General features: G+C 35.2%; 16 protein-coding genes. All 16 read left to right on the top strand.

Going from position 1 to position 19,213, the window contains the following annotated elements; genetic code table 11:
• The first annotated feature begins 91 nt into the window (after nucleotides 1-91).
• The 16 genes from mbcS to AB3U99_RS17285 all read left to right on the top strand — a co-directional run bounded on the left by mbcS (nucleotide 92) and on the right by AB3U99_RS17285 (nucleotide 18,999).
• Nucleotides 92-1,666: an acyl-CoA synthetase MbcS gene (gene mbcS / locus AB3U99_RS17360; RefSeq protein ID WP_400242796.1), complete on the top strand. Its 1,575-nt coding sequence runs from the start codon at nucleotides 92-94 to the stop codon at nucleotides 1,664-1,666.
• A 307-nt stretch (nucleotides 1,667-1,973) separates the two neighbouring features.
• Nucleotides 1,974-3,587 (top strand): amidohydrolase, encoded by a 1,614-nt coding sequence (locus tag AB3U99_RS17355; RefSeq protein ID WP_400242795.1) that lies wholly within the window; start codon nucleotides 1,974-1,976, stop codon nucleotides 3,585-3,587.
• A 125-nt stretch (nucleotides 3,588-3,712) separates the two neighbouring features.
• A complete protein-coding gene (rarD, locus tag AB3U99_RS17350) occupies nucleotides 3,713-4,639 on the top strand; it encodes an EamA family transporter RarD (protein ID WP_400242794.1) in 927 nt (308 codons plus the stop codon).
• A 101-nt stretch (nucleotides 4,640-4,740) separates the two neighbouring features.
• Nucleotides 4,741-5,754, top strand: coding sequence for a signal peptide peptidase SppA (gene sppA, locus AB3U99_RS17345; RefSeq protein WP_400242793.1), 1,014 nt, complete (start codon nucleotides 4,741-4,743; stop codon nucleotides 5,752-5,754).
• 11 nt (nucleotides 5,755-5,765) lie between these two features.
• Nucleotides 5,766-6,329, top strand: a complete 564-nt coding sequence (locus tag AB3U99_RS17340; protein ID WP_400242792.1) for an RDD family protein — start codon at nucleotides 5,766-5,768, stop codon at nucleotides 6,327-6,329.
• 169 nt (nucleotides 6,330-6,498) lie between these two features.
• A complete protein-coding gene (locus tag AB3U99_RS17335; protein WP_400242791.1) occupies nucleotides 6,499-7,185 on the top strand; it encodes a DUF2953 domain-containing protein in 687 nt (228 codons plus the stop codon).
• Nucleotides 7,186-7,205: 20 nt separating this feature from the next.
• Nucleotides 7,206-7,655, top strand: a complete 450-nt coding sequence (gene ytfJ / locus AB3U99_RS17330; protein ID WP_400242789.1) for a GerW family sporulation protein — start codon at nucleotides 7,206-7,208, stop codon at nucleotides 7,653-7,655.
• 179 nt (nucleotides 7,656-7,834) lie between these two features.
• Complete coding sequence (tpx, locus tag AB3U99_RS17325; RefSeq protein WP_400242787.1) at nucleotides 7,835-8,335, top strand: thiol peroxidase; 501 nt, start codon at nucleotides 7,835-7,837, stop codon at nucleotides 8,333-8,335.
• A gap of 207 nt (nucleotides 8,336-8,542) precedes the next feature.
• Nucleotides 8,543-9,532 (top strand): class I SAM-dependent methyltransferase, encoded by a 990-nt coding sequence (locus tag AB3U99_RS17320; protein ID WP_400242785.1) that lies wholly within the window; start codon nucleotides 8,543-8,545, stop codon nucleotides 9,530-9,532.
• 266 nt (nucleotides 9,533-9,798) lie between these two features.
• On the top strand, nucleotides 9,799-10,989 hold the full coding sequence (locus AB3U99_RS17315; RefSeq protein ID WP_400242784.1) for an acetate kinase: 1,191 nt from the start codon (nucleotides 9,799-9,801) through the stop codon (nucleotides 10,987-10,989).
• 288 nt (nucleotides 10,990-11,277) lie between these two features.
• Nucleotides 11,278-11,658, top strand: a complete 381-nt coding sequence (locus AB3U99_RS17310; protein WP_400242783.1) for an EcsC family protein — start codon at nucleotides 11,278-11,280, stop codon at nucleotides 11,656-11,658.
• Nucleotides 11,659-11,695: 37 nt separating this feature from the next.
• Complete coding sequence (gene helD, locus AB3U99_RS17305) at nucleotides 11,696-13,993, top strand: RNA polymerase recycling motor HelD (RefSeq protein ID WP_400242782.1); 2,298 nt, start codon at nucleotides 11,696-11,698, stop codon at nucleotides 13,991-13,993.
• An 18-nt stretch (nucleotides 13,994-14,011) separates the two neighbouring features.
• Nucleotides 14,012-14,518 (top strand): molybdenum cofactor biosynthesis protein B, encoded by a 507-nt coding sequence (locus AB3U99_RS17300; protein ID WP_400242781.1) that lies wholly within the window; start codon nucleotides 14,012-14,014, stop codon nucleotides 14,516-14,518.
• 353 nt (nucleotides 14,519-14,871) lie between these two features.
• Nucleotides 14,872-16,080, top strand: a complete 1,209-nt coding sequence (locus AB3U99_RS17295) for an argininosuccinate synthase (RefSeq protein ID WP_400242780.1) — start codon at nucleotides 14,872-14,874, stop codon at nucleotides 16,078-16,080.
• Nucleotides 16,077-17,468, top strand: a complete 1,392-nt coding sequence (gene argH, locus AB3U99_RS17290) for an argininosuccinate lyase (RefSeq protein ID WP_400242779.1) — start codon at nucleotides 16,077-16,079, stop codon at nucleotides 17,466-17,468. The genes AB3U99_RS17295 and argH overlap by 4 nt, the downstream gene beginning before the upstream one ends.
• Before the next feature lie 169 nt (nucleotides 17,469-17,637).
• Nucleotides 17,638-18,999 carry a transposase gene (locus AB3U99_RS17285; RefSeq protein ID WP_400242778.1) on the top strand — a complete coding sequence of 454 codons (1,362 nt, stop codon included), beginning with the start codon at nucleotides 17,638-17,640 and terminating at the stop codon, nucleotides 18,997-18,999.
• Nucleotides 19,000-19,213: the final 214 nt, after the last annotated feature.

Below are 19,213 nucleotides of genomic sequence, written 5' to 3'. Positions count from 1 at the left end.
AAAAGGAATGAAATTTAATTAATTCAAAAAATGAAGATAGGGTAGTATAATGGGTTAAGTATTTACTTTTAGAAACAGGAGGAGACTAATTATGCGAACGGAGGATTTAATTGCTCCAGAACAATATAATTTTGTTTCGGAGATTGAAAAATTTGCCCAAAATCCAGATAGACTTGCTTTAAAATGGGAGAATGAAGATGGCGAAACAAAAGAAGTTACTTATTCCTCCTTAATGAAAGCAGCAAATAGAATAGGAAATGTTTTCAAAGAAGAGGGCTTGCAAAAAGGAGATGTTGTCCTTGTCATTGTTCCAAGGATAATGGAAGCCTATCAGGTATACTTAGCAGCTTTAAAACTAGGAATAACTGTCCTTCCAAGCTCAGAAATGCTTCGTGCAAAAGATTTACAATATCGCATTAAGCATGGAGAGGTAAAAGGGGTTATTAGCTATTATCCATTTTTAGAGGAATTAGAATTAGTGGAAGAAATACATACTATTAAACGTTTTGTGCTAGGTGGAGTAAAAGAAGGATGGATGCTTTTAGATGACCGGGTACTTGAGGTTTCAGATGAACTGGAAATGGTAAGTACACTTAAGTCAGATACAGCATTCATTTCCTACACATCAGGAACAACGGGTAATCCAAAAGGTGTCGTACATACTCACGGTTGGGCCTATGCTCATCTCAGAACGGCAGCACCAAATTGGCTGAATATTGAAGAAGGTGATCTTGTTTGGGCAACTGCAGGTCCAGGATGGCAGAAATGGGTTTGGAGCCCTCTATTATCTGTTTTAGGCTCTGGTGCTATTGGACTTGTTTATCACGGCAGATTTAACCCGGAAAAATATCTGCAGCTTTTAGAGAAATATGAAGTGAATGTTTTTTGCTGCACACCAACGGAGTATCGCTTAATGGCAAAAGTGGAAGATATTAAAAAGTATCATTTAGATCAATTACGAAGTGCTGTTTCTGCTGGAGAACCACTAAACAGAGAAGTGATTGATGTATTTAAAGAGAATTTCCAACTGGATGTACGTGACGGATATGGACAAACTGAAAATACGTTACTAGTTGGGATAACAAAGGGAGTAGAATTACGACCTGGATCTATGGGGAAACCAACTCCGGGAAATATCGTAGAAATCGTCAATGAGGATGGAGAAATTTGTTCTATAGGGGAAGTTGGAGATATTGCTGTACACAAAGATACACCAGCATTATTTAAGGAATATTTAAAAGAACCAGAAAGAACGAAAAATCAATTCCGTGGAGATTACTATATCACTGGTGACCGTGCCAAGAAAGATGAGGATGGTTACTTTTGGTTCGAAGGCAGAAGAGATGATATTATCATTAGCTCAGGCTATACGATTGGACCTTTTGAAGTAGAAGATGCGTTAGTTAAGCATAAAGCTGTTAAAGAATGTGCGGTAGTTGCTAGTCCAGACCCAATAAGAGGAAATGTTGTTAAGGCATTTATTGTTCTTCGAGATGGGATCGAAGGAACAGTAGAATTAATAAAAGAGCTGCAAGCACATGTGAAAAAATTAACTGCTCCATATAAGTATCCGCGTAAAATCGAATTTATGGAAGAATTGCCTAAGACAACTTCAGGAAAAATTAGAAGAGTGGAATTACGAGAGAAAGAACAACATAACAACTAAAGAAGAAAAAATACGCTTCTCGTTCTTCAACAGGAGTGCGAAAGCTATTAAAAAGGGCACTAAAGTTAGTGTCCTTTTTAATAAAACATGGCTGATTTATATAGGGAAACTTCCATCAGTGGGGGGGCTTTCATCCCCCACTGATGGTTAGTTGGACCAATCGGGCCTATACAGGCAGTGGATCTCCCACCTATCTTCCTCGAATTTTCATTAGCTTGAGGTGAGAGTTTTACTATCCGTTAAGAGTGGGATAAATATTATTGTTATTCAATCGGAAATATATATTTAGAATAATAGGGGGATCTGTATGGGGAAATTGATTTATGGTGGGAAGATATATACGCTTAAAGAGGAAGGACATGTAGTTGAAGCTATTTTTACAGACGAGCAATATATCGTGGATTTCGGCCATAAAAAATACTTGGAAGAAAAATACGAAGGAAGTATACAAGAAAAAATAGACTTAGAAGATGAAGTTCTTCTTCCAGGGTTTGTAGATAGTCATATGCATCTAGTTGGTCATGGAGAAAAATTATTAAGATTAAATTTATCCACTTGCACATCAAAAGAGGAAGCTCTACAATTGCTCGCAAATTATGCAGAGAATGTGGAAGAAGGGCAATGGATTATTGGAGATGGATGGAATGAAAACATGTGGCGAGAGCAACAGGTACTGACTTCAAAGGATATTGATCAGCACGTTCCAAACCATCCAGTCCTCCTAAATCGAATATGTAAGCATGCAATCGCAGTAAATTCATACGCTTTGAAAATTGCTAATATTACAAATGATGCTGTATCTCCATTTGGTGGAGTTATTGAGAAGGATGAGGAAGGCACTATTATTGGGGTATTTAAAGATCAAGCGCAAGATTTAATAACCAGAGTATTGCCTAAAGTAACCGGTGAATATGTGGAAAGAGCATTGCGAGCAGGTATTAAAGATGCCTATCAATTAGGACTAACTGGAGCTCATACTGAAGACTTACATTATTATGATGGCTATGAAGGAACATATCGTTCCTATAAAAAAATAATCGAAGAAGAAGGAAATCATTTTAGAGCCCATTTGCTTGTGCACCATGAAGTATTTGAAGAGATGATAAATGACGGCGGGAAATACTTAGGTGGTTCCGAATGGGTTGAACTTGGTAGTATGAAAATATTTGCTGACGGTGCTTTTGGGGGGAGAACGGCTCTTTTAAGTAGACCTTACGTTGATGATCCTTCAACAGTGGGAGTAAGCATTTTTTCACAAGGGCAACTAAATGAATTAGTAGCAAAGGCAAGGAAGAGAGAAGTTCCGATTGCCGTACATGCGATTGGCGATGCAGCTTTTGAAATGGTTTTACAAGCTATTGAACAACATCCTTTACAAGGATTTGGAAGAGATCGTCTTATTCATGCAACGATGCTGCGCAAGGATTTAATCGAACGTATGAAAGACTTGCCGTTAATATTAGATATCCAGCCTAGCTTTGTAACTTCAGATTTTCCCTGGGTAATGGATAGACTGGGTAAAGAAAATCTTACCTATTGTTATGCATGGAAAACATTATTAAAAGAGGGGTTACATTGTGCAGGCGGTTCTGATGCCCCAATTGAAAGTGCAAATCCATTAGTGGGGATTCAAGCAGCTATTACAAGATCTAATGCAGAGGATATAGACGGAAACGGATACCTTCCGGAAGAGGCGTTAACTGTATATGAAGCAGTGAGTCTTTATACGAAGGGAAGTGCTTATGCAATTTGCCATGAAGAAGATCGAGGTAAAATTGAAAAAGGCTATTTAGCAGATTTCACTGTATTGAATAAAGATATTTTTGAAGTAAGTCCACATGATATTGATAAAATAGAAGTAACAAAGACAATTGTTGGCAATGAAATTATGTATGAGCGATTAAAGAGTAATAACAAATGAAAAAGATTAGGTGTTAATTCCTAATCTTTTTGCCTGTATTTGACAAACATTTCTAAAAAGATTGCCAGTTACCAAAAAAATATATATAATATGGAATATTTCGAATATAGAAAGAAGCGATGAAAATGGAGAAAAACAATGTTAGAAATGGGGTAATATTTGCTGGTGTTTCTTACTTAATATGGGGTCTGTTTCCAATATATTGGAAGCATCTGCAAGGAGTAGGAGCAGATGAAATTCTCGCAAATCGAATTTTTTGGTCGTTTATTTTTATGTGCATTTTACTAACTTTTACTCGTAAATGGAAATTATTTTATCACACACTACGTTCATTTAAGCATCAGAAAAAGCAGGGTATCATGCTGTTTATTGCCTCTATATTAGTAAGCTGTAATTGGTTTATCTACATTTGGGCTGTAAATGCTAATAAAATAATCGAAACGAGTCTAGGGTATTATATAAATCCATTAGTAAGTGTATTATTGGGAATTTTTGTAATGAAAGAGAAATTATCTAAAATTCAGTATGTTTCTGTAGGATTAGCTGCAATGGGAGTTTGCATTATTACATTTGCTCATGGAGCATTTCCATGGATTGCAATTTCATTAGCACTAACATTTGGCTTATATGGATTAACAAAAAAATTAATCAAAATTAATTCGGATGTAGGGTTAACCTTGGAAACAATGTTTATTACTCCATTTGCCTTATTGTATATTGGCTATTTATTTGTAAAAGGGAATCATGCATTTTTAGCTGTTTCTACTAGTTTAGATTTCTTATTAATTATTTCTGGTGTGTTAACAGCAGTGCCATTGTTGTTTTTTGCAAAGGGAGCGCAACGAATTCCGCTATCCATGCTCGGGTTCATTCAATATTTAACACCTACATTAACACTGATACTTGGGGTATTCGTTTATCATGAACCATTTACAACAGCTCATTTATTGGCATTTATATTTATTTGGTCAGCATTATCCATTTATTCTCTATCACAAACAAAACTATTTTCTAATTCAAAAAAACAGCAACAAGCAAAAGGAATAGCGTAAATCGCGAAAAGAATATATTTAAGTAATCCGACATTTTCCTGAAACAATCTCGGTACTACTGCGTATAAGAAACAGAAAGAAATAATAGGGGGTTATAAGTAATGAGTGGAAAACGTTGGGCAGCTTTAGGGATAGCTGGTATTATTTTTGTCTTTTCCATTATAACCAGTATGGTATCTGTAGCATTCACAACGGATGTCGAAGATTTATTTGGACAATTTCTTAGTGAAGGGGAAGGACCATATGTAGAAGAATATATAGAGGATGGAGATTTCTCTGAGAAGATAGTTGTACTAGAAGTATCTGGAACCATTCAAGATACAGGAGATGCCGAATCTCTTTTTTCGACAGTAGGTTATAATCATACTTCGTTTATCGAAAAATTAGATTACATAAAAGAGGATCCTAGTGTAAAAGGGGTTATTTTGAAAGTGAATTCTCCTGGTGGAGGAGTTGTAGAAAGTGCACAAATCCATGATAAATTAGTAGAAATTCAAAAAGAATCGAAAAAACCAATATACGTATCAATGGGATCTATGGCAGCGTCTGGAGGGTACTACATTTCTGCACCTGCTGATAAAATCTTTGCAAGTCCGGAAACATTAACAGGTTCACTCGGAGTTATTATGAGTGGATATAATTTCGAAGGGCTTGCTGAAAAGTATGGAGTAGAGTTTGTTACGATTAAGAGTGGAAAATATAAGGATATCATGAGTTCTACAAGAGAAATGACAGGGGATGAAAGAGAGATTCTACAAAGATTAATTGATAATTCGTATGCCGGCTTTGTTAAGGTCATTGCCGATGGCCGAGGTATGACAGAGGCAGAAGTAAAGAAAATCGCTGATGGACGAATTTACGATGGTAGACAGGCGAAGGAATTAAATTTAATCGATGATTTTGGCTATTTTGATGATGTAGTAGAACAGATGAAGAAAGATTATGATTTAAAGGACGCAGCTGTCGTTACCTATACTGACAACACTGGTTTTGCTTCCCTATTTGGAATGACTGCCAAAAAGTTAATAACAAGTGAGGATAAAGAATTAGCAAATATATTAAAGATTGTCACCAATGCTAACTCACCTCGACTAATGTATTTATATGCAGAATAGGAGGGGAACAAATGAGTAATGACCGTGAAAATATAAAATCAGAAGCTTCACTGAAGGAAGATGAAATGTCCGAAACAACGGTTTCGTTAAATGAAACCGTTGATTGGGAGGACCAAACTCCGAATGCAGAAGATAGTAAGATAGATCCTATAGGAGAAGTTTCATATGTATATGCTGGCTTTTGGATGCGCTTTTGGGCTTATTTAGCAGATATAATTATTGTGTCGAGCGTTAATCGTATTCTAATCTATCCCATATTAAGAATACTAGATGTGCCATTGCATGAATCGAGTATTTTTTCTACAGTAAATATTTGTACCGCCATTACATTTTATTTATATTTTGTTTTAATGACACTGTTTTTAAAACAAACGTTAGGAAAGATGATTTTTGGCTTGAAGGTTGTACCGATAAACAAAGAAAGATTAACATGGGATACTATCCTTTTCCGGGAATGGATTGGTCGATTTATCTCTGGAAGCTTTATTATTTTATACGCGTTAGTTGCCTTCTTGCCGAAGAAACAAGGTATTCATGATTTATTTGCTGATACAGCAGTTATTCATGAACGATAATATTAAAACGGTTGATAACAACGAAAAAGGATGTTGTTATCGGCCGTTTTTTTATTTTTGAAAAGAATAATGATAGCTTTCCCACAGCGTAGAAAAGAGTCAGGATGAAATAGGTTTATTTTTTCAAATTTTATCCAATAATAATAAGCTGAAGGGAAGTGTTGCCAAAGTGAAAGTTCTTTCCATAATTGGTATTATTATTGGTGCTTTTTTTTTAGTGCTTATTTTTCTATGCTTTTTAAAACTAACGATACATATACGCTATTATCATAAGAAAGATAATGATGATTTAAAGATAGAGATTCGAGCACTGTTCGGAATCATAAAATACAAAAAAACAATCCCTCTGATAAAAATAGATGATGACTCTCCAACATTGGTGATGAAAGAGGAGTCTGAATTAAATGGTAAAAAGGAAACCGAAGAGGAAACGAAGCAATTTTCCGCATCTGATTTATTAAATTTCTTATCTAATTCAAAAGAAGTAGTAACCCATGTTGTACAATTTCATCGCATAGTAAGGACATTTTTAGCAAAACTAACAATAAAGCATATCGAATGGAGCTCTATTGTTGGACTAGGAGATGCAGCACATACTGGAATGATTTCTGGTGCTATTTGGGCTGTTAAAGGAAGTATTATTGGAATTATTAGTAACTATATGAAGCTTAAGGATATGCCCAAAATCAACATATATCCACAATTTCAGGGAGTGGCTTCTGAAACATTATTTTCTTGTATGATTCAATTTCGGATAGGGCATGCTATGATGGCAGGAATTAAACTGGTGAAATATTGGAAAGATGGTTTTCCTAAGTTTAAAACAAACGAAACGTCTATTCCAAGTAAACAATAGAACAATGGAGGAATGGGAAAATGTCAGATCATCCAATTCAAGGCTTAATGACAACCGCAATGGAAAACTTAAAAGAAATGATTGATGTCAATACGATTATTGGCGATCCAGTCGAAACACCTGATGGCAGCGTCATTTTAACCGTATCTAAAGTGGGATTTGGATTTGCTGCTGGTGGTAGTGAATTCACGCTTGAAAATCATTCGTTAAATGATCCATTGACTAAACATCCTTTTGGTGGGGGGAGTGGTGGAGGAGTAAGTATCACTCCCATTGCTTTTCTTATTGTAAATGCCGAGGGAGTAAAAATGGTGCATTTAGATGAAAGTACCCATCTTTACGAAAAAATATTGGATATTGCCCCACAAGCTGTTGATAAAATTCAGCAAATGTTTGCAAAAAAAGATTCATCATCTGATTCAAGCAATAACGCTCAAACACAGCAAACGAAAGAAGATATTGAGTTTTAAATCAACCTTAAAGATGGATGTACAGGCGAGTTCACACAAGATAGTGGGCTCGTTTCCTTCTGTTTACAAAACAAAGCAATTATATTTATAGGGAAAGTTCGTATTTTTTGCAAATAAAAGCAACTATCGATATGATGGTAGTAATTACATATAATTAAATCAAAAATGGAGGAGAACTAATGGCAAATATAACGTTTAAACATAATCCAGTAACATTGATTGGAAATGAAGTGAAAGTTGGAGACAAAGCTCCAGATTTCACTGTATTAGGAAATGATCTGTCAGAAGTAAAGTTAGCAAGCTCAAAGGGAAAGGTTCGCCTTTTTAGTGTAATCCCTTCTATTGATACAGGTGTTTGTGACACTCAAACAAGAAAATTTAATGAGGAAGCGGCTAGTCTTAAGAATGTGGAGATAATAACGGTAAGTGCGGATTTACCTTTCGCTCAAAGAAGATGGTGTGCAGCAAGCGGTTTGGACAATGTTATTACTGTATCTGACCATAGAGATTTATCCTTTGGAGAAGCATACGGTGTGGCTATGAAAGAATTGCGATTGTTAGCACGTGCCATTTTTGTTGTTGATACAAATGATATCGTAACTTACGTAGAATATGTCAGTGAGGGCAGCAACCATCCGAACTATGAGGCAGCGATAGCAGCAGTGAAAGCAGCGAATTAACGATAATAAATTGCAGGTAATACAATCGATTATCTGGTTAAATTTTTAACCGTATGATAAGCTAGAGTTTGGCCTTCTATATAAAGGACAGGCTCTTTTTATTTGGCTGTATTATATTAAAATATATCCTATTCTGCAAAATTTGGAGATAGGATATTTAACGGAAATTTTAAGCATAGAAATCTACAATAAATTAGGTGATGATAGATGAACATTTCTCCAGTAGAAGAATTATTTACAGTATTTAATGAAACAGCATTGATTATTCAAGAAGAATTGGAATATACGTATTTAGAATCATTAGCTTTAACAGGAGAGAATATCTTTCAAGAAGCTATATTACAGGAAGAATTAAGTGAATTAAGTAAGAAAAGGTTAAGAAAATCATATGAAGAAATCAAATTGGCTAAATACACAAAAGAAGAAATTCGTAAAGCTTTTCAACTTGTGATTTTAAAAGGGATGAAAGAAAATACACAGCCAAATCATCAAATGACACCTGATTCTATCGGCATTCTTTTTGGCTATTTCGTGCAAAAGTTTTGTACGAAAGAGGAACTGCGCTTGTTAGATTTAGCGGTTGGAACAGGTAATTTATTAACAACTGTTATGAATCATCAGCAAGGGAAGAATATAGCCGCCTACGGTGTAGATATTGATGACTTGCTATTACAGCTAGCGCTCGTAAATGCAAATTTACAGGAACAGCCGATTGAATTTTTTAACCAGGATAGTTTAGAGCATTTATTTATTGATCCAGTAGATGTAGTCGTGAGTGATTTACCAGTAGGCTATTATCCGAATGATGTTCGCTCTAATGAATTTAAAGTCAAATCAGATAATGGGCATACATATGCACATCATTTATTTATTGAACAAAGCATGAATTATGTAAAACCAGGTGGCTATGCATTCTTCGTTATACCAAATAATTTATTTGAATCAGAACAAGCAGCCAATCTTCATGATTATATTAAAGAAGAAATACACATACAGGGGATTTTGCAATTGCCGGAAACGCTTTTCAAAAATAAACAGTCGGCAAAAAGTATATTGATTCTGCAGAAAAAGGGGAATAATATAGTAGCACCGAAACAAGTATTACTTGCAAAAGTGCCTAGCTTCTCCAATATGCGTGGAATGGAACAGGTTTTAAGCGAATTGGACACATGGATTCGAGCAAATAAAAAAGGATAACAACATAAATTTCTGAATAAGTGTTATAACACAGAATCATTCTATTATATAGAAGAAAATCGACGTAAATTTGTCTTTTTTTCGAAAAATCGACGAAAATCCAAAAAAAAATGAATAACTGGGCATAATGTGCTTGAAATGTTTCTAGTAGAATGTTTTAATGAAAAACTGAAAGAGGTAAATCTTGTCTGTTGTATGATTCGATCTGTTCAATGTCAGACAAAGTAAATAAAAAGTTGTTATACAAAAGGGGAGTAAAACATTTTATGGCAAAAATTATTGCGATTAATGCTGGTAGTTCTTCATTGAAGTTTCAATTATTCGAAATGCCAAGTGAAGAAGTAATTACAAAAGGTTTAATAGAGCGCATTGGATTAAATGATGCTGTTTTTAATATTTCCGTTAATGGTGAAAAAATCCAAGAAATTACAGAAATTCCTGATCATGATGTTGCAGTTAAAATCCTTTTAGGAAAGTTAACAGAGCTAGGTATAATTGCATCATTGGATGAAATCGAAGGTATTGGTCATCGTGTCGTCCATGGTGGGGAAGAATTTGCTGATTCATCATTAATTACAGATGAAGTTATTGCTAAAATTGATACTTTATCTGAATTAGCACCTTTACACAATCCAGCTAACTTAACTGGTATTAGTGCATTCCAACATGTATTGCCAAATGTTCCAGCTGTAGCAGTATTTGATACAGCGTTCCATCAAACAATGCCTGAAAAATCTTATTTATACAGCCTTCCATATGAATATTATGAGCAATATGGAATTCGTAAATATGGTTTCCACGGGACAAGCCATAAGTACGTTTCTCAACGTGCGGCTGAATTATTAGGTCGTCCTATTGACCAATTACGTTTAATTTCATGTCACTTAGGAAATGGTGCAAGTATTGCTGCTATTGAAGGCGGGAAGTCCATGGATACTTCTATGGGATTCACTCCTCTTGCTGGTGTTACCATGGGAACTCGTTCTGGTAATATTGACCCTGCGTTAATTCCATTCATCATGGAAAAAACAGATCAATCTGCTGACGAAGTGTTACAAGTGTTAAATAAGAAGAGTGGTCTTTTAGGAATCTCTGGTTTCTCAAGTGATTTACGTGATATCACAGAGCAAGCAAAAGAAGGAAATGATCGTGCGGAGCTTGCATTACAAATATTTGCGGATAACATCCATAAATATATTGGATCATACGCATCTGGTATGAATGGTGTAGATGCAATTATCTTCACAGCTGGTATTGGAGAAAATAGTGAAATAGTTCGTGCTAGAGTACTACAAGGTCTTGAATTCATGGGCGTTTACTGGGATCCAACACTAAATAAAATTTCTGGAGAAGAGTCATTTATTAACTATCCACACTCTCCAGTAAAAGTAATGGTAATTCCAACAAATGAAGAAGTAATGATTGCAAGAGACGTTTGCAGAATGGCTGGAATCTAAGTTAACTATAGAAATGTCAGGTTTGTAACCATTATCTAATAAAAAAGACAATCTTTTTCGTAGAACAGCATACGAGGAAGGTTGTCTTTTTTCTAAGTTGTTTTCAATAATTGCTCTTTTTAGGGGAAAAAATAATTATTCAGTCTGCGGGTTTAGCGACAAACTTTACGAAAGGGTCCTTTTACGATAAGAAAAAAGGAATATCTTTTCAAACGACAAATATATTGTCTTTCTTTATGTTCTTTTAGTAAAATAAGGAATGATTCGGTATGAAATAGGGGGGATTGCATGCTTTCGATAGCAGAAAACTATTATATGGAAAAGTTAGAGAAATGGGAAGATGAATTAAGAAATGGTCGACCAAATAAAATCCTCCATCTTTATTCTGATTCCATAGACAGTCTTTTATCCTTTATACCCGATATGCAAAAACAGAAAATATTACGATCATTTGATAACATCTTATTTCATCTTCATGCCATCTTATTTAATTCCACCCTTCAACGAAATACCGCACAAAAATTAATGCATCATGCAAGAATACATAATGAATCCATCTTCCCTTTAAATGACATGAAAAAATTGAATATTGACCAATTACAAGCAATCGCAGATAAACAAATGGCACATTACAGAATGAATGTCACAAAAAAGCTATTTATTAAGTAAACGGGAAGAGAATTGATAAAGGGAGAAAGGAAAAAACATGGAAGATTACTCATTAGATGAACTGGAACAGGAAAAAAGCAGACTTGAATACACAAAAAATTACATGAATGTCGTTTTGAAAGAGGCTCAAATAAATCAAGGAGCATTACAGGAAAACGTAAGAGATGCTATTAGCAATGATGAAGCTCTTGACAGTAGTTTAAGTTATATCAATTATTTAACAAATAGTAAGTTTTTGCAGCTGGCGACGACTGAGTTAAATATTCTGAAACGAATATTAGATGCACCTTATTTTGCACGGATTGATTATCAAATGAAAGGCAAATCACAAAATGATGTTTATTATTTAGGGAAGACCTCTTTATACGAAAAGGATACGCAAAAACCAATTATAGTAGACTGGCGTTCCCCTATTGCGAATGTTTATTATGATGGTCGTTTAGGAGAAGTTGCTTACGAAGTTAATGAAGAAACTATTGAAGGTTATTTATCCTTAAAAAGACAGTTTAAAATCGAAAAAGGAAAATTGCTTCATTATCAGGATATTGATTTAACAACGACTGATGAGTTATTACAGCAATCACTTGCCGGTAAGGCCGATCAGCGTCTAACGGAAATCATATCAACAATCCAGGCAGAACAAAATGAAATCATTCGGGCAGACTTAAACCGACCGATTATTGTGCAGGGGGCTGCAGGAAGTGGGAAAACCACTATTGCCTTACACCGAATATCTTACTTTATTTATAACTATGCGAGATATTTTCAGCCAGAGCAGCTAATGATTATTGCGCCAAATAATATGTTTATAGGATACATTGCAGAGGCATTGCCAGACTTAGGCGTAGAGAAGATACGACAAACGACATTTCTGGACTATGTCCTATTATGCATTGGAAAAAAAATGAAAGTAATCCAGTCTAATAAAAAACTCCTATCATTTATAAATCATGAGAATAAACAAGAAGAAATGATCAAGTGGCTTTCGCGTTATAAAGGTTCTTTCGCTTATAAAAAGGTAATGGATAATTATCTGATTGATATTTGCAAGGAGATGAGCCCGAAGCAAGATTTTCGTGTGGAAAAATTCCCTTTATATGGAGCGAAGAAATTAGAACGATTATTTAAGAAGGAATATGACTACCTTCCTTTAATCAAACGGAAAGAGAAGATAAAGGGGATATTGCAAGCAGATTTGAAGCGAAAAAAGAAGGTGATTTTAAGTAAGTTAGAAGATAAATACGAGGAAGCGCTGGATCGTGCTTTACGAATAAAAGAGGATGATAAGCGAAAAGAAAAGGTTGTCTACTTTTTGGATACAAAGCAAGAACGATTAGCCAATGTCAAAAAAGAAGCTTCGACTGCTGTTAGAAACTATATGAAAACGATGCAAACAAATGATTTGTATGGATACTATTCCCGATTATTTGAGGATAAAGAGCTCCTTCGAAAATATACAGAGGATTCCTTAACAGAAAAGCAATTGGAATATATGATTACCTTTCAGCAGAGGATATTGAAGCAAAAGAGAGTAGAAATCGAGGATCTAGGGGCATTATTTTATTTGCAATATAAAATCTTTGGAATTGATAAAGAATATCGTGCTAAGAATATCGTGATAGATGAAGTGCAGGATTATAGTGAATTTCAGTTATATGCACTAAAAGCGGGATTGGAGACAGATATGTTTACCCTCGTTGGGGATTTAGCACAAGGCATTCATTCGTATCGAGGGCTACAAAACTGGGAGACATTGCAGCAAACTGTATTTCCACGAGCCAATTATATGACCTTGCAAAAAAGCTACCGTACTACAATAGAAATTATGTTTTTAGCAAATGAAATTCTGCATTTACTAGATGAAGATTTACCAAAGGTGAAACCAGTTGTACGTCATGGAGAAAAACCAACTGTTCATTTGTATGAGCAAAAAGAAGTGTTAGTAGATAAAATAGTTCAATTAGCAGAGGGGTTACAGGAAGAAGGTTTTCACTCTATTGCTATCATTGGCAAAACAGAAGAAGAGTGTAAGTCTATATTTAAGGAAATGCAAAAAAGAAAAATTCCAAATGTTCAATTCTTACAAGAAAATGAAGAGTTAGAAAAAAATTATTTGATAATTGTACCAAGCTATCTTTCAAAAGGATTGGAATTTGATGCAGTGTTCCTTTTTACCCTAAGCGAGTGTTTTACACGAGAAGAAATAGATTTAAAGCTATTATATGTAGCGATGACAAGACCAATGCACCGGCTTCATTTATTTACTAGGGAAAAATCAGATCTATTATTGGATAAAGTGGATGAGCAGCATTATACAGTAGAGACAGAAAAATAGAACTAAACGGAGGAAGGTATGAATAAATCAACGCATATCAGCGATCATTATTTGCAAGTAGGCTGTAAAGTGATAACAGTTAGTGATACAAGAACAACCGAAAACGATAAGAGTGGTAAACTGATGATTGAATTATTAGAACAAAATAATCACTCTATACAAGACTACATCATTATTAAAGATGATAAACAACGAATTCAACAGGAAATAGTTAAAGGAATACAATCAGAGAAAATTGCTTGTATTCTCCTCAACGGAGGTACTGGCATTTCTCCAAGGGATGTGACAATTGAAGCGATAAAGCCACTTCTGACAAAAGAATTGTATGGATTTGGAGAACTTTTTCGTATGCTAAGCTACACAGAAGATATTGGATCTAGTGCCATTTTATCAAGAGCGATTGCTGGCACCATTAATAACAAGGTCGTTTTTTCAACTCCAGGATCCACAGGGGCAGTTCGACTTGCGATGAAGAAGCTAGTTCTCCCAGAATTAAGCCATGTAGTAAGTGAATTACATAAATAGTGGATGAGTATGGTCAACAGCTTCTTAAAATAAGAGCATTTGTTGACCTTTTTTTGTTTGAATAAAGACGTATCTTTCATCCTATAAATAAAATTACCTATACTTCAAATGAAAAATGTATAAATTTATGCATAAATAATAGAATTGGAGATAAAGGAATATAAAATAATTCAGCAATTAAAAGGGAAGAGAAAGAATGTTATAGAAATATTCGTGCATAAAAATTAAATAATTTATATTTTTATAAAATTTCTATTGAAATTATTAGAAAAAGTTGTTAAAGTGATATATATAGTTTTTGAATAAAAATATAAATAAATGAATATTTATTCGCATATAGGAGGAATTAGGTAATGGCAAATCCAAAAGTAGTATTAGCATATTCAGGTGGATTAGATACATCTGTAGCAATTAAATGGTTACAGGATCAAGGTTTTGATGTAGTCGCTTGCTGCTTAGATGTTGGCGAAGGAAAAGACTTGAACTTTATTCAACAGAAAGCTTTGTCCGTTGGAGCTGTTCAATCTTATGTAATTGATGCAAAACAAGAATTCGCACAGGATTTTGCACTTACTGCTATGCAGGCACATACACTTTATGAAGGAAAATATCCTCTAGTATCTGCATTATCAAGACCTTTAATTTCTAAAAAATTGGTAGAAGTGGCAGAAAAGGAAAATGCAGTTGCTGTCGCACATGGATGTACGGGAAAAGGAAATGACCAAGTGCGTTTTGAAGTATCTATTCAAGCCTTAAATCCAAATTTAAAAGTATTAGCACCTGTTCGTGAATGGGGATGGTCTCGTGAAGAAGAAATTGCTTATGCAAAAGAAAAAAATATTCCGATTCCTGTAAACTTAGATAGTCCGTTTTCTATTGACCAAAACTTATGGGGAAGAAGCAATGAATGTGGTATTTTAGAAGATCCTTGGGCTGCTCCTCCAGAAGAAGCATATGACTTAACAGTAAGTCTTGAAAATGCACCTGATCAAGCAGATATTATCGAAATTGAATTTAAAGAGGGAGTTCCAGTTAGCATTGATGGTATTTCTTATTCTTTATCGGAATTAATTCTTGAGTTAAATAAAATAGCTGGAAAACATGGTGTTGGTAGAATTGACCATGTAGAAAATAGATTAGTAGGAATTAAATCAAGAGAAGTGTATGAATGTCCAGGTGCTTTAACACTTATTAAAGCACATAAAGAATTAGAGGATATTACATTGGTTAAAGAAGTTGCACACTTCAAACCAGTTATCGAAAAGAAAATTACAGAAGTTATTTATGAAGGGCTTTGGTTTTCTCCAATTACGAAAGCATTACAAGCATTTTTACAAGAAACACAAAAAAATGTCACAGGTACTGTTCGCGTAAAATTATTTAAAGGGCATGCCATTGTGGAAGGAAGAAAATCACCTAATTCTTTATATGATGAAAAGCTTGCTACTTACACATCAGATGATGAGTTTGATCATGCAGCAGCGGTTGGCTTCATTAAGCTGTGGGGGCTTCCAACAAAGGTTCAAAGTATTGTGGAAAATGGCAAGAAGGTGACTGTGTGAAGAAATTATGGGGAGGCAGATTTACAAAATCTGCAGAGGAATGGGTGGACGAATTTGGTGCATCCATTTCCTTTGATCAAGAACTAGTATTAGAAGATATCGAAGGGAGCATGGCCCATGTGGCAATGCTCTCTAAAACAGGAATATTGTCCGTTGAAGATGCTGAAAAAATTAAAGCTGGTTTGCTAACTCTAAAAAAACAAGCAGAAAATGACGGATTAACGTTTTCTGTAAAACTAGAAGATATTCATCTTAATTTAGAAAGTAAGTTAACCGATTTAATTGGTCCTGTTGGTGGGAAGCTTCATACGGGAAGAAGTAGAAATGATCAGGTTGCTACGGATATGCATCTTTACTTAAGAAGACAGGTGAAGTTAATCATTCAATTACTGAATGAATTGCAAATCGTATTGTTGGAGAAGGCTGAAAGCCATATTGAAACAGTGATGCCTGGATATACTCATCTTCAACGTGCCCAGCCTATTTCTTTTGCACATCATCTTATGGCATATTTTTGGATGTTTGAAAGAGATAAACAAAGATATCAGGAAAATTTGGCAAGAATTAATGTATCACCACTTGGTGCAGGTGCATTGGCAGGGACCACTTTTCCTATTGATCGTGCCTATAGTGCTGATTTGCTTGCATTTGATTCCATTTATGAAAATAGTATGGATGCAGTAAGTGATCGTGACTTTATCCTAGAATTTCTATCGACTAGTTCTATTTTAATGATGCATCTTTCCCGTTTTAGTGAAGAAATTATCCTTTGGTCTTCTCAAGAATTTAAATTTATTGAATTAGACGATAGTTTTTCAACTGGAAGTAGTATCATGCCTCAAAAGAAAAATCCGGATATGGCTGAATTAATCAGAGGAAAAACGGGACGGGTTTATGGTAACTTAATGGGATTATTAACTGTTTTAAAAGGTCTACCTCTCTCCTATAACAAAGACATGCAGGAAGACAAAGAGGGGATGTTTGATACAGTAAAAACAGTTGTTGGCTCCTTGCGCATCTTTGCAGGGATGATTCAAACAATGAAGGTTAATGAACAAGGAATGGAAAAGGCAACAAAAAATGACTTTTCTAATGCAACGGAACTAGCTGATTATTTATCAGATAAAGGGATGCCATTTAGAGAAGCACATGAAGTAGTGGGGAAATTGGTTTTATATTGTGTGAATAAAAATTGTTATTTACAGGATTTAAGTATAAAAGAGTTAAAAGAGGCAAGCAGCTTATTTGAGGATGATATTTATCATGTCTTAAATCCAAGAACAGCAGTAGAAAGACGAAATAGTGCTGGCGGAACTGGATTTAAACAAATCGAGAATGCAATCGAAAAGGCAAAGCTTTGTGTTTTAGAAAAAGAAGAAGTGAAATAATAACTCAACTTTCGCACCTTGAAAATTGACATTTGAGTAAGTCTATCAAAGCTTTAAGAACTATTAATTATGTTACTTGACGAGTGCTTTTAAACAGAAAAAGCACCTGCTTCTTTGGTATAGTGGAATTGACTAGAAACCATTACCACAAAGAAGAGGTGCCTTCTCCATGATAAAGGAAAAACACTTGAGTGAGCAACTACCAAATGAACTTTCTGCTGTATTCTCTGAATTGCAAGTGTCAAAACACCTGCGTCGCGCAGGTATTCGAAAAAGCTTTGGGTTTTCATGTGCCTATTTGTTTCAGCTTGTTTTTTGTCTGATTTTCCATCAAAAAAATTGGTTTGCCCTTGTCACATCCAAAAAGAATGATTGTTTTCCAGGCAAAGATACCGTCTATCGATTTTTAAATCACTCCAAGTTTGCTTGGAGGAAATTTCTTTTACACTTTAGTGCGGCTACCATTCAAAAAGTCAGTGTACTTACATCAAAGGACCGTCCAAAAGTGCTCATTATTGACGACTCTACGTTTGATCGTAATCGCAGTAAAAATGTTGAATTACTTGCCCGTTGTTTTGATCATGCTTCTTTGAAAATGCGATTTTATAAAGGATTTCGAATGCTTACATTAGGCTGGTCAGACGGGCATACTTTCATGCCAATTGACTTCTCTTTACTAAGCTCAAAAACATCTTCCATTAACGGAATCAATGAAGAAGTTGATAAGCGATGTTCTGGTTATAAACGCCGTACAGAAGCGTTACAGTCTGCACCTGACCAAATTCCGGCGATGATTGAACGAGCGTTATCCAAGGGAATTGAAGCGTCTTACGTATTAATGGACACATGGTTCACTCAACAACCTCTTATTAAAGCTATCGTTGAACAAGGGCTTGATGTGATTGGGATGGTGAAGAACGCCAAGCAACGCTACAACGTGAATGGACAAATGCTTTCCTTAAAACAACTCTATCGATCTGCGACGCCACTTCAAGGAAAGAAAGGGCTACTTCGTTCAATCACGACGACGATGGCAAATGGCGTACCCGTTAAAGTCGTGTTCGTTCAAAACCGTAATAAGAAGAGTGAGTGGCTTGCCATTTTAAGCACCGATTGCACACTATCTGAACAAGAAATTGTCCGTATTTACGGCATACGTTGGGATATTGAAGTGTTTTTTAAAACGACGAAGTCACTTCTTCGTTTACAAAAAGAGTTTCAAGGACGCTCGTATGACTTACTCATCAGCCATACAACGATCGTCTTTACTAGATACATTGTTCTCTCGTGGCAAAATCGTTGCCACACAGATGAACGTACATTAGGTGGTTTATTTTACGACCTGTGTGACGAAGTGAATGAACTTGATTGGGCTGTCGCATTACAGCAATTAATCGAGCTTCTTCAAGATGTCTTGAAGAAGACGAACAAACAAACACAACAATTACTCAAAAATCAACTATCACATTGGATTGCAGGTTTACCGAGCTACATCAGCGCTTACCTGCCTAATTTGGTCTGCGAAAGTTGAGTAATAAGTAATAAGTTTTTTCGCAAAAAGAAGAATATTCTATTTGAAAGCAACTTTGCAATCGAATAGAATATTCTTTTTTTACAGTTACGAAAAGATAAGTTTTTTGAAGGTCATTTGATGTCTAGCGCAGGGCACCCAGGAGCTGAAGTGCTTCCAATCCATTTCCTACGATAAGTCAACATCGGTTCCATGATCGTTCCCCGTGTTTCCT

It is taken from the genome of Niallia tiangongensis (assembly GCF_044704065.1).
Taxonomy (GTDB): domain Bacteria; phylum Bacillota; class Bacilli; order Bacillales; family Cytobacillaceae; genus Niallia; species Niallia tiangongensis.
The sequence above is the reverse complement of the archived record's forward strand: the minus strand, read 5'-3'. Positions and strand labels throughout refer to the sequence as shown.

Coding starts and splice junctions, on each gene's coding strand:
- AB3U99_RS17295 (WP_400242780.1), top strand. CDS start 14,872: ATGGCAAATCCAAAAGTAGTATTAGCATATTCAGGTGGATTAGATACA.
- AB3U99_RS17320 (WP_400242785.1), top strand. CDS start 8,543: ATGAACATTTCTCCAGTAGAAGAATTATTTACAGTATTTAATGAAACA.
- AB3U99_RS17355 (WP_400242795.1), top strand. CDS start 1,974: ATGGGGAAATTGATTTATGGTGGGAAGATATATACGCTTAAAGAGGAA.
- tpx (WP_400242787.1), top strand. CDS start 7,835: ATGGCAAATATAACGTTTAAACATAATCCAGTAACATTGATTGGAAAT.
- AB3U99_RS17300 (WP_400242781.1), top strand. CDS start 14,012: ATGAATAAATCAACGCATATCAGCGATCATTATTTGCAAGTAGGCTGT.
- mbcS (WP_400242796.1), top strand. CDS start 92: ATGCGAACGGAGGATTTAATTGCTCCAGAACAATATAATTTTGTTTCG.
- helD (WP_400242782.1), top strand. CDS start 11,696: ATGGAAGATTACTCATTAGATGAACTGGAACAGGAAAAAAGCAGACTT.
- AB3U99_RS17315 (WP_400242784.1), top strand. CDS start 9,799: ATGGCAAAAATTATTGCGATTAATGCTGGTAGTTCTTCATTGAAGTTT.
- ytfJ (WP_400242789.1), top strand. CDS start 7,206: ATGTCAGATCATCCAATTCAAGGCTTAATGACAACCGCAATGGAAAAC.
- rarD (WP_400242794.1), top strand. CDS start 3,713: ATGGAGAAAAACAATGTTAGAAATGGGGTAATATTTGCTGGTGTTTCT.
- sppA (WP_400242793.1), top strand. CDS start 4,741: ATGAGTGGAAAACGTTGGGCAGCTTTAGGGATAGCTGGTATTATTTTT.
- AB3U99_RS17310 (WP_400242783.1), top strand. CDS start 11,278: ATGCTTTCGATAGCAGAAAACTATTATATGGAAAAGTTAGAGAAATGG.
- AB3U99_RS17285 (WP_400242778.1), top strand. CDS start 17,638: ATGATAAAGGAAAAACACTTGAGTGAGCAACTACCAAATGAACTTTCT.
- AB3U99_RS17340 (WP_400242792.1), top strand. CDS start 5,766: ATGAGTAATGACCGTGAAAATATAAAATCAGAAGCTTCACTGAAGGAA.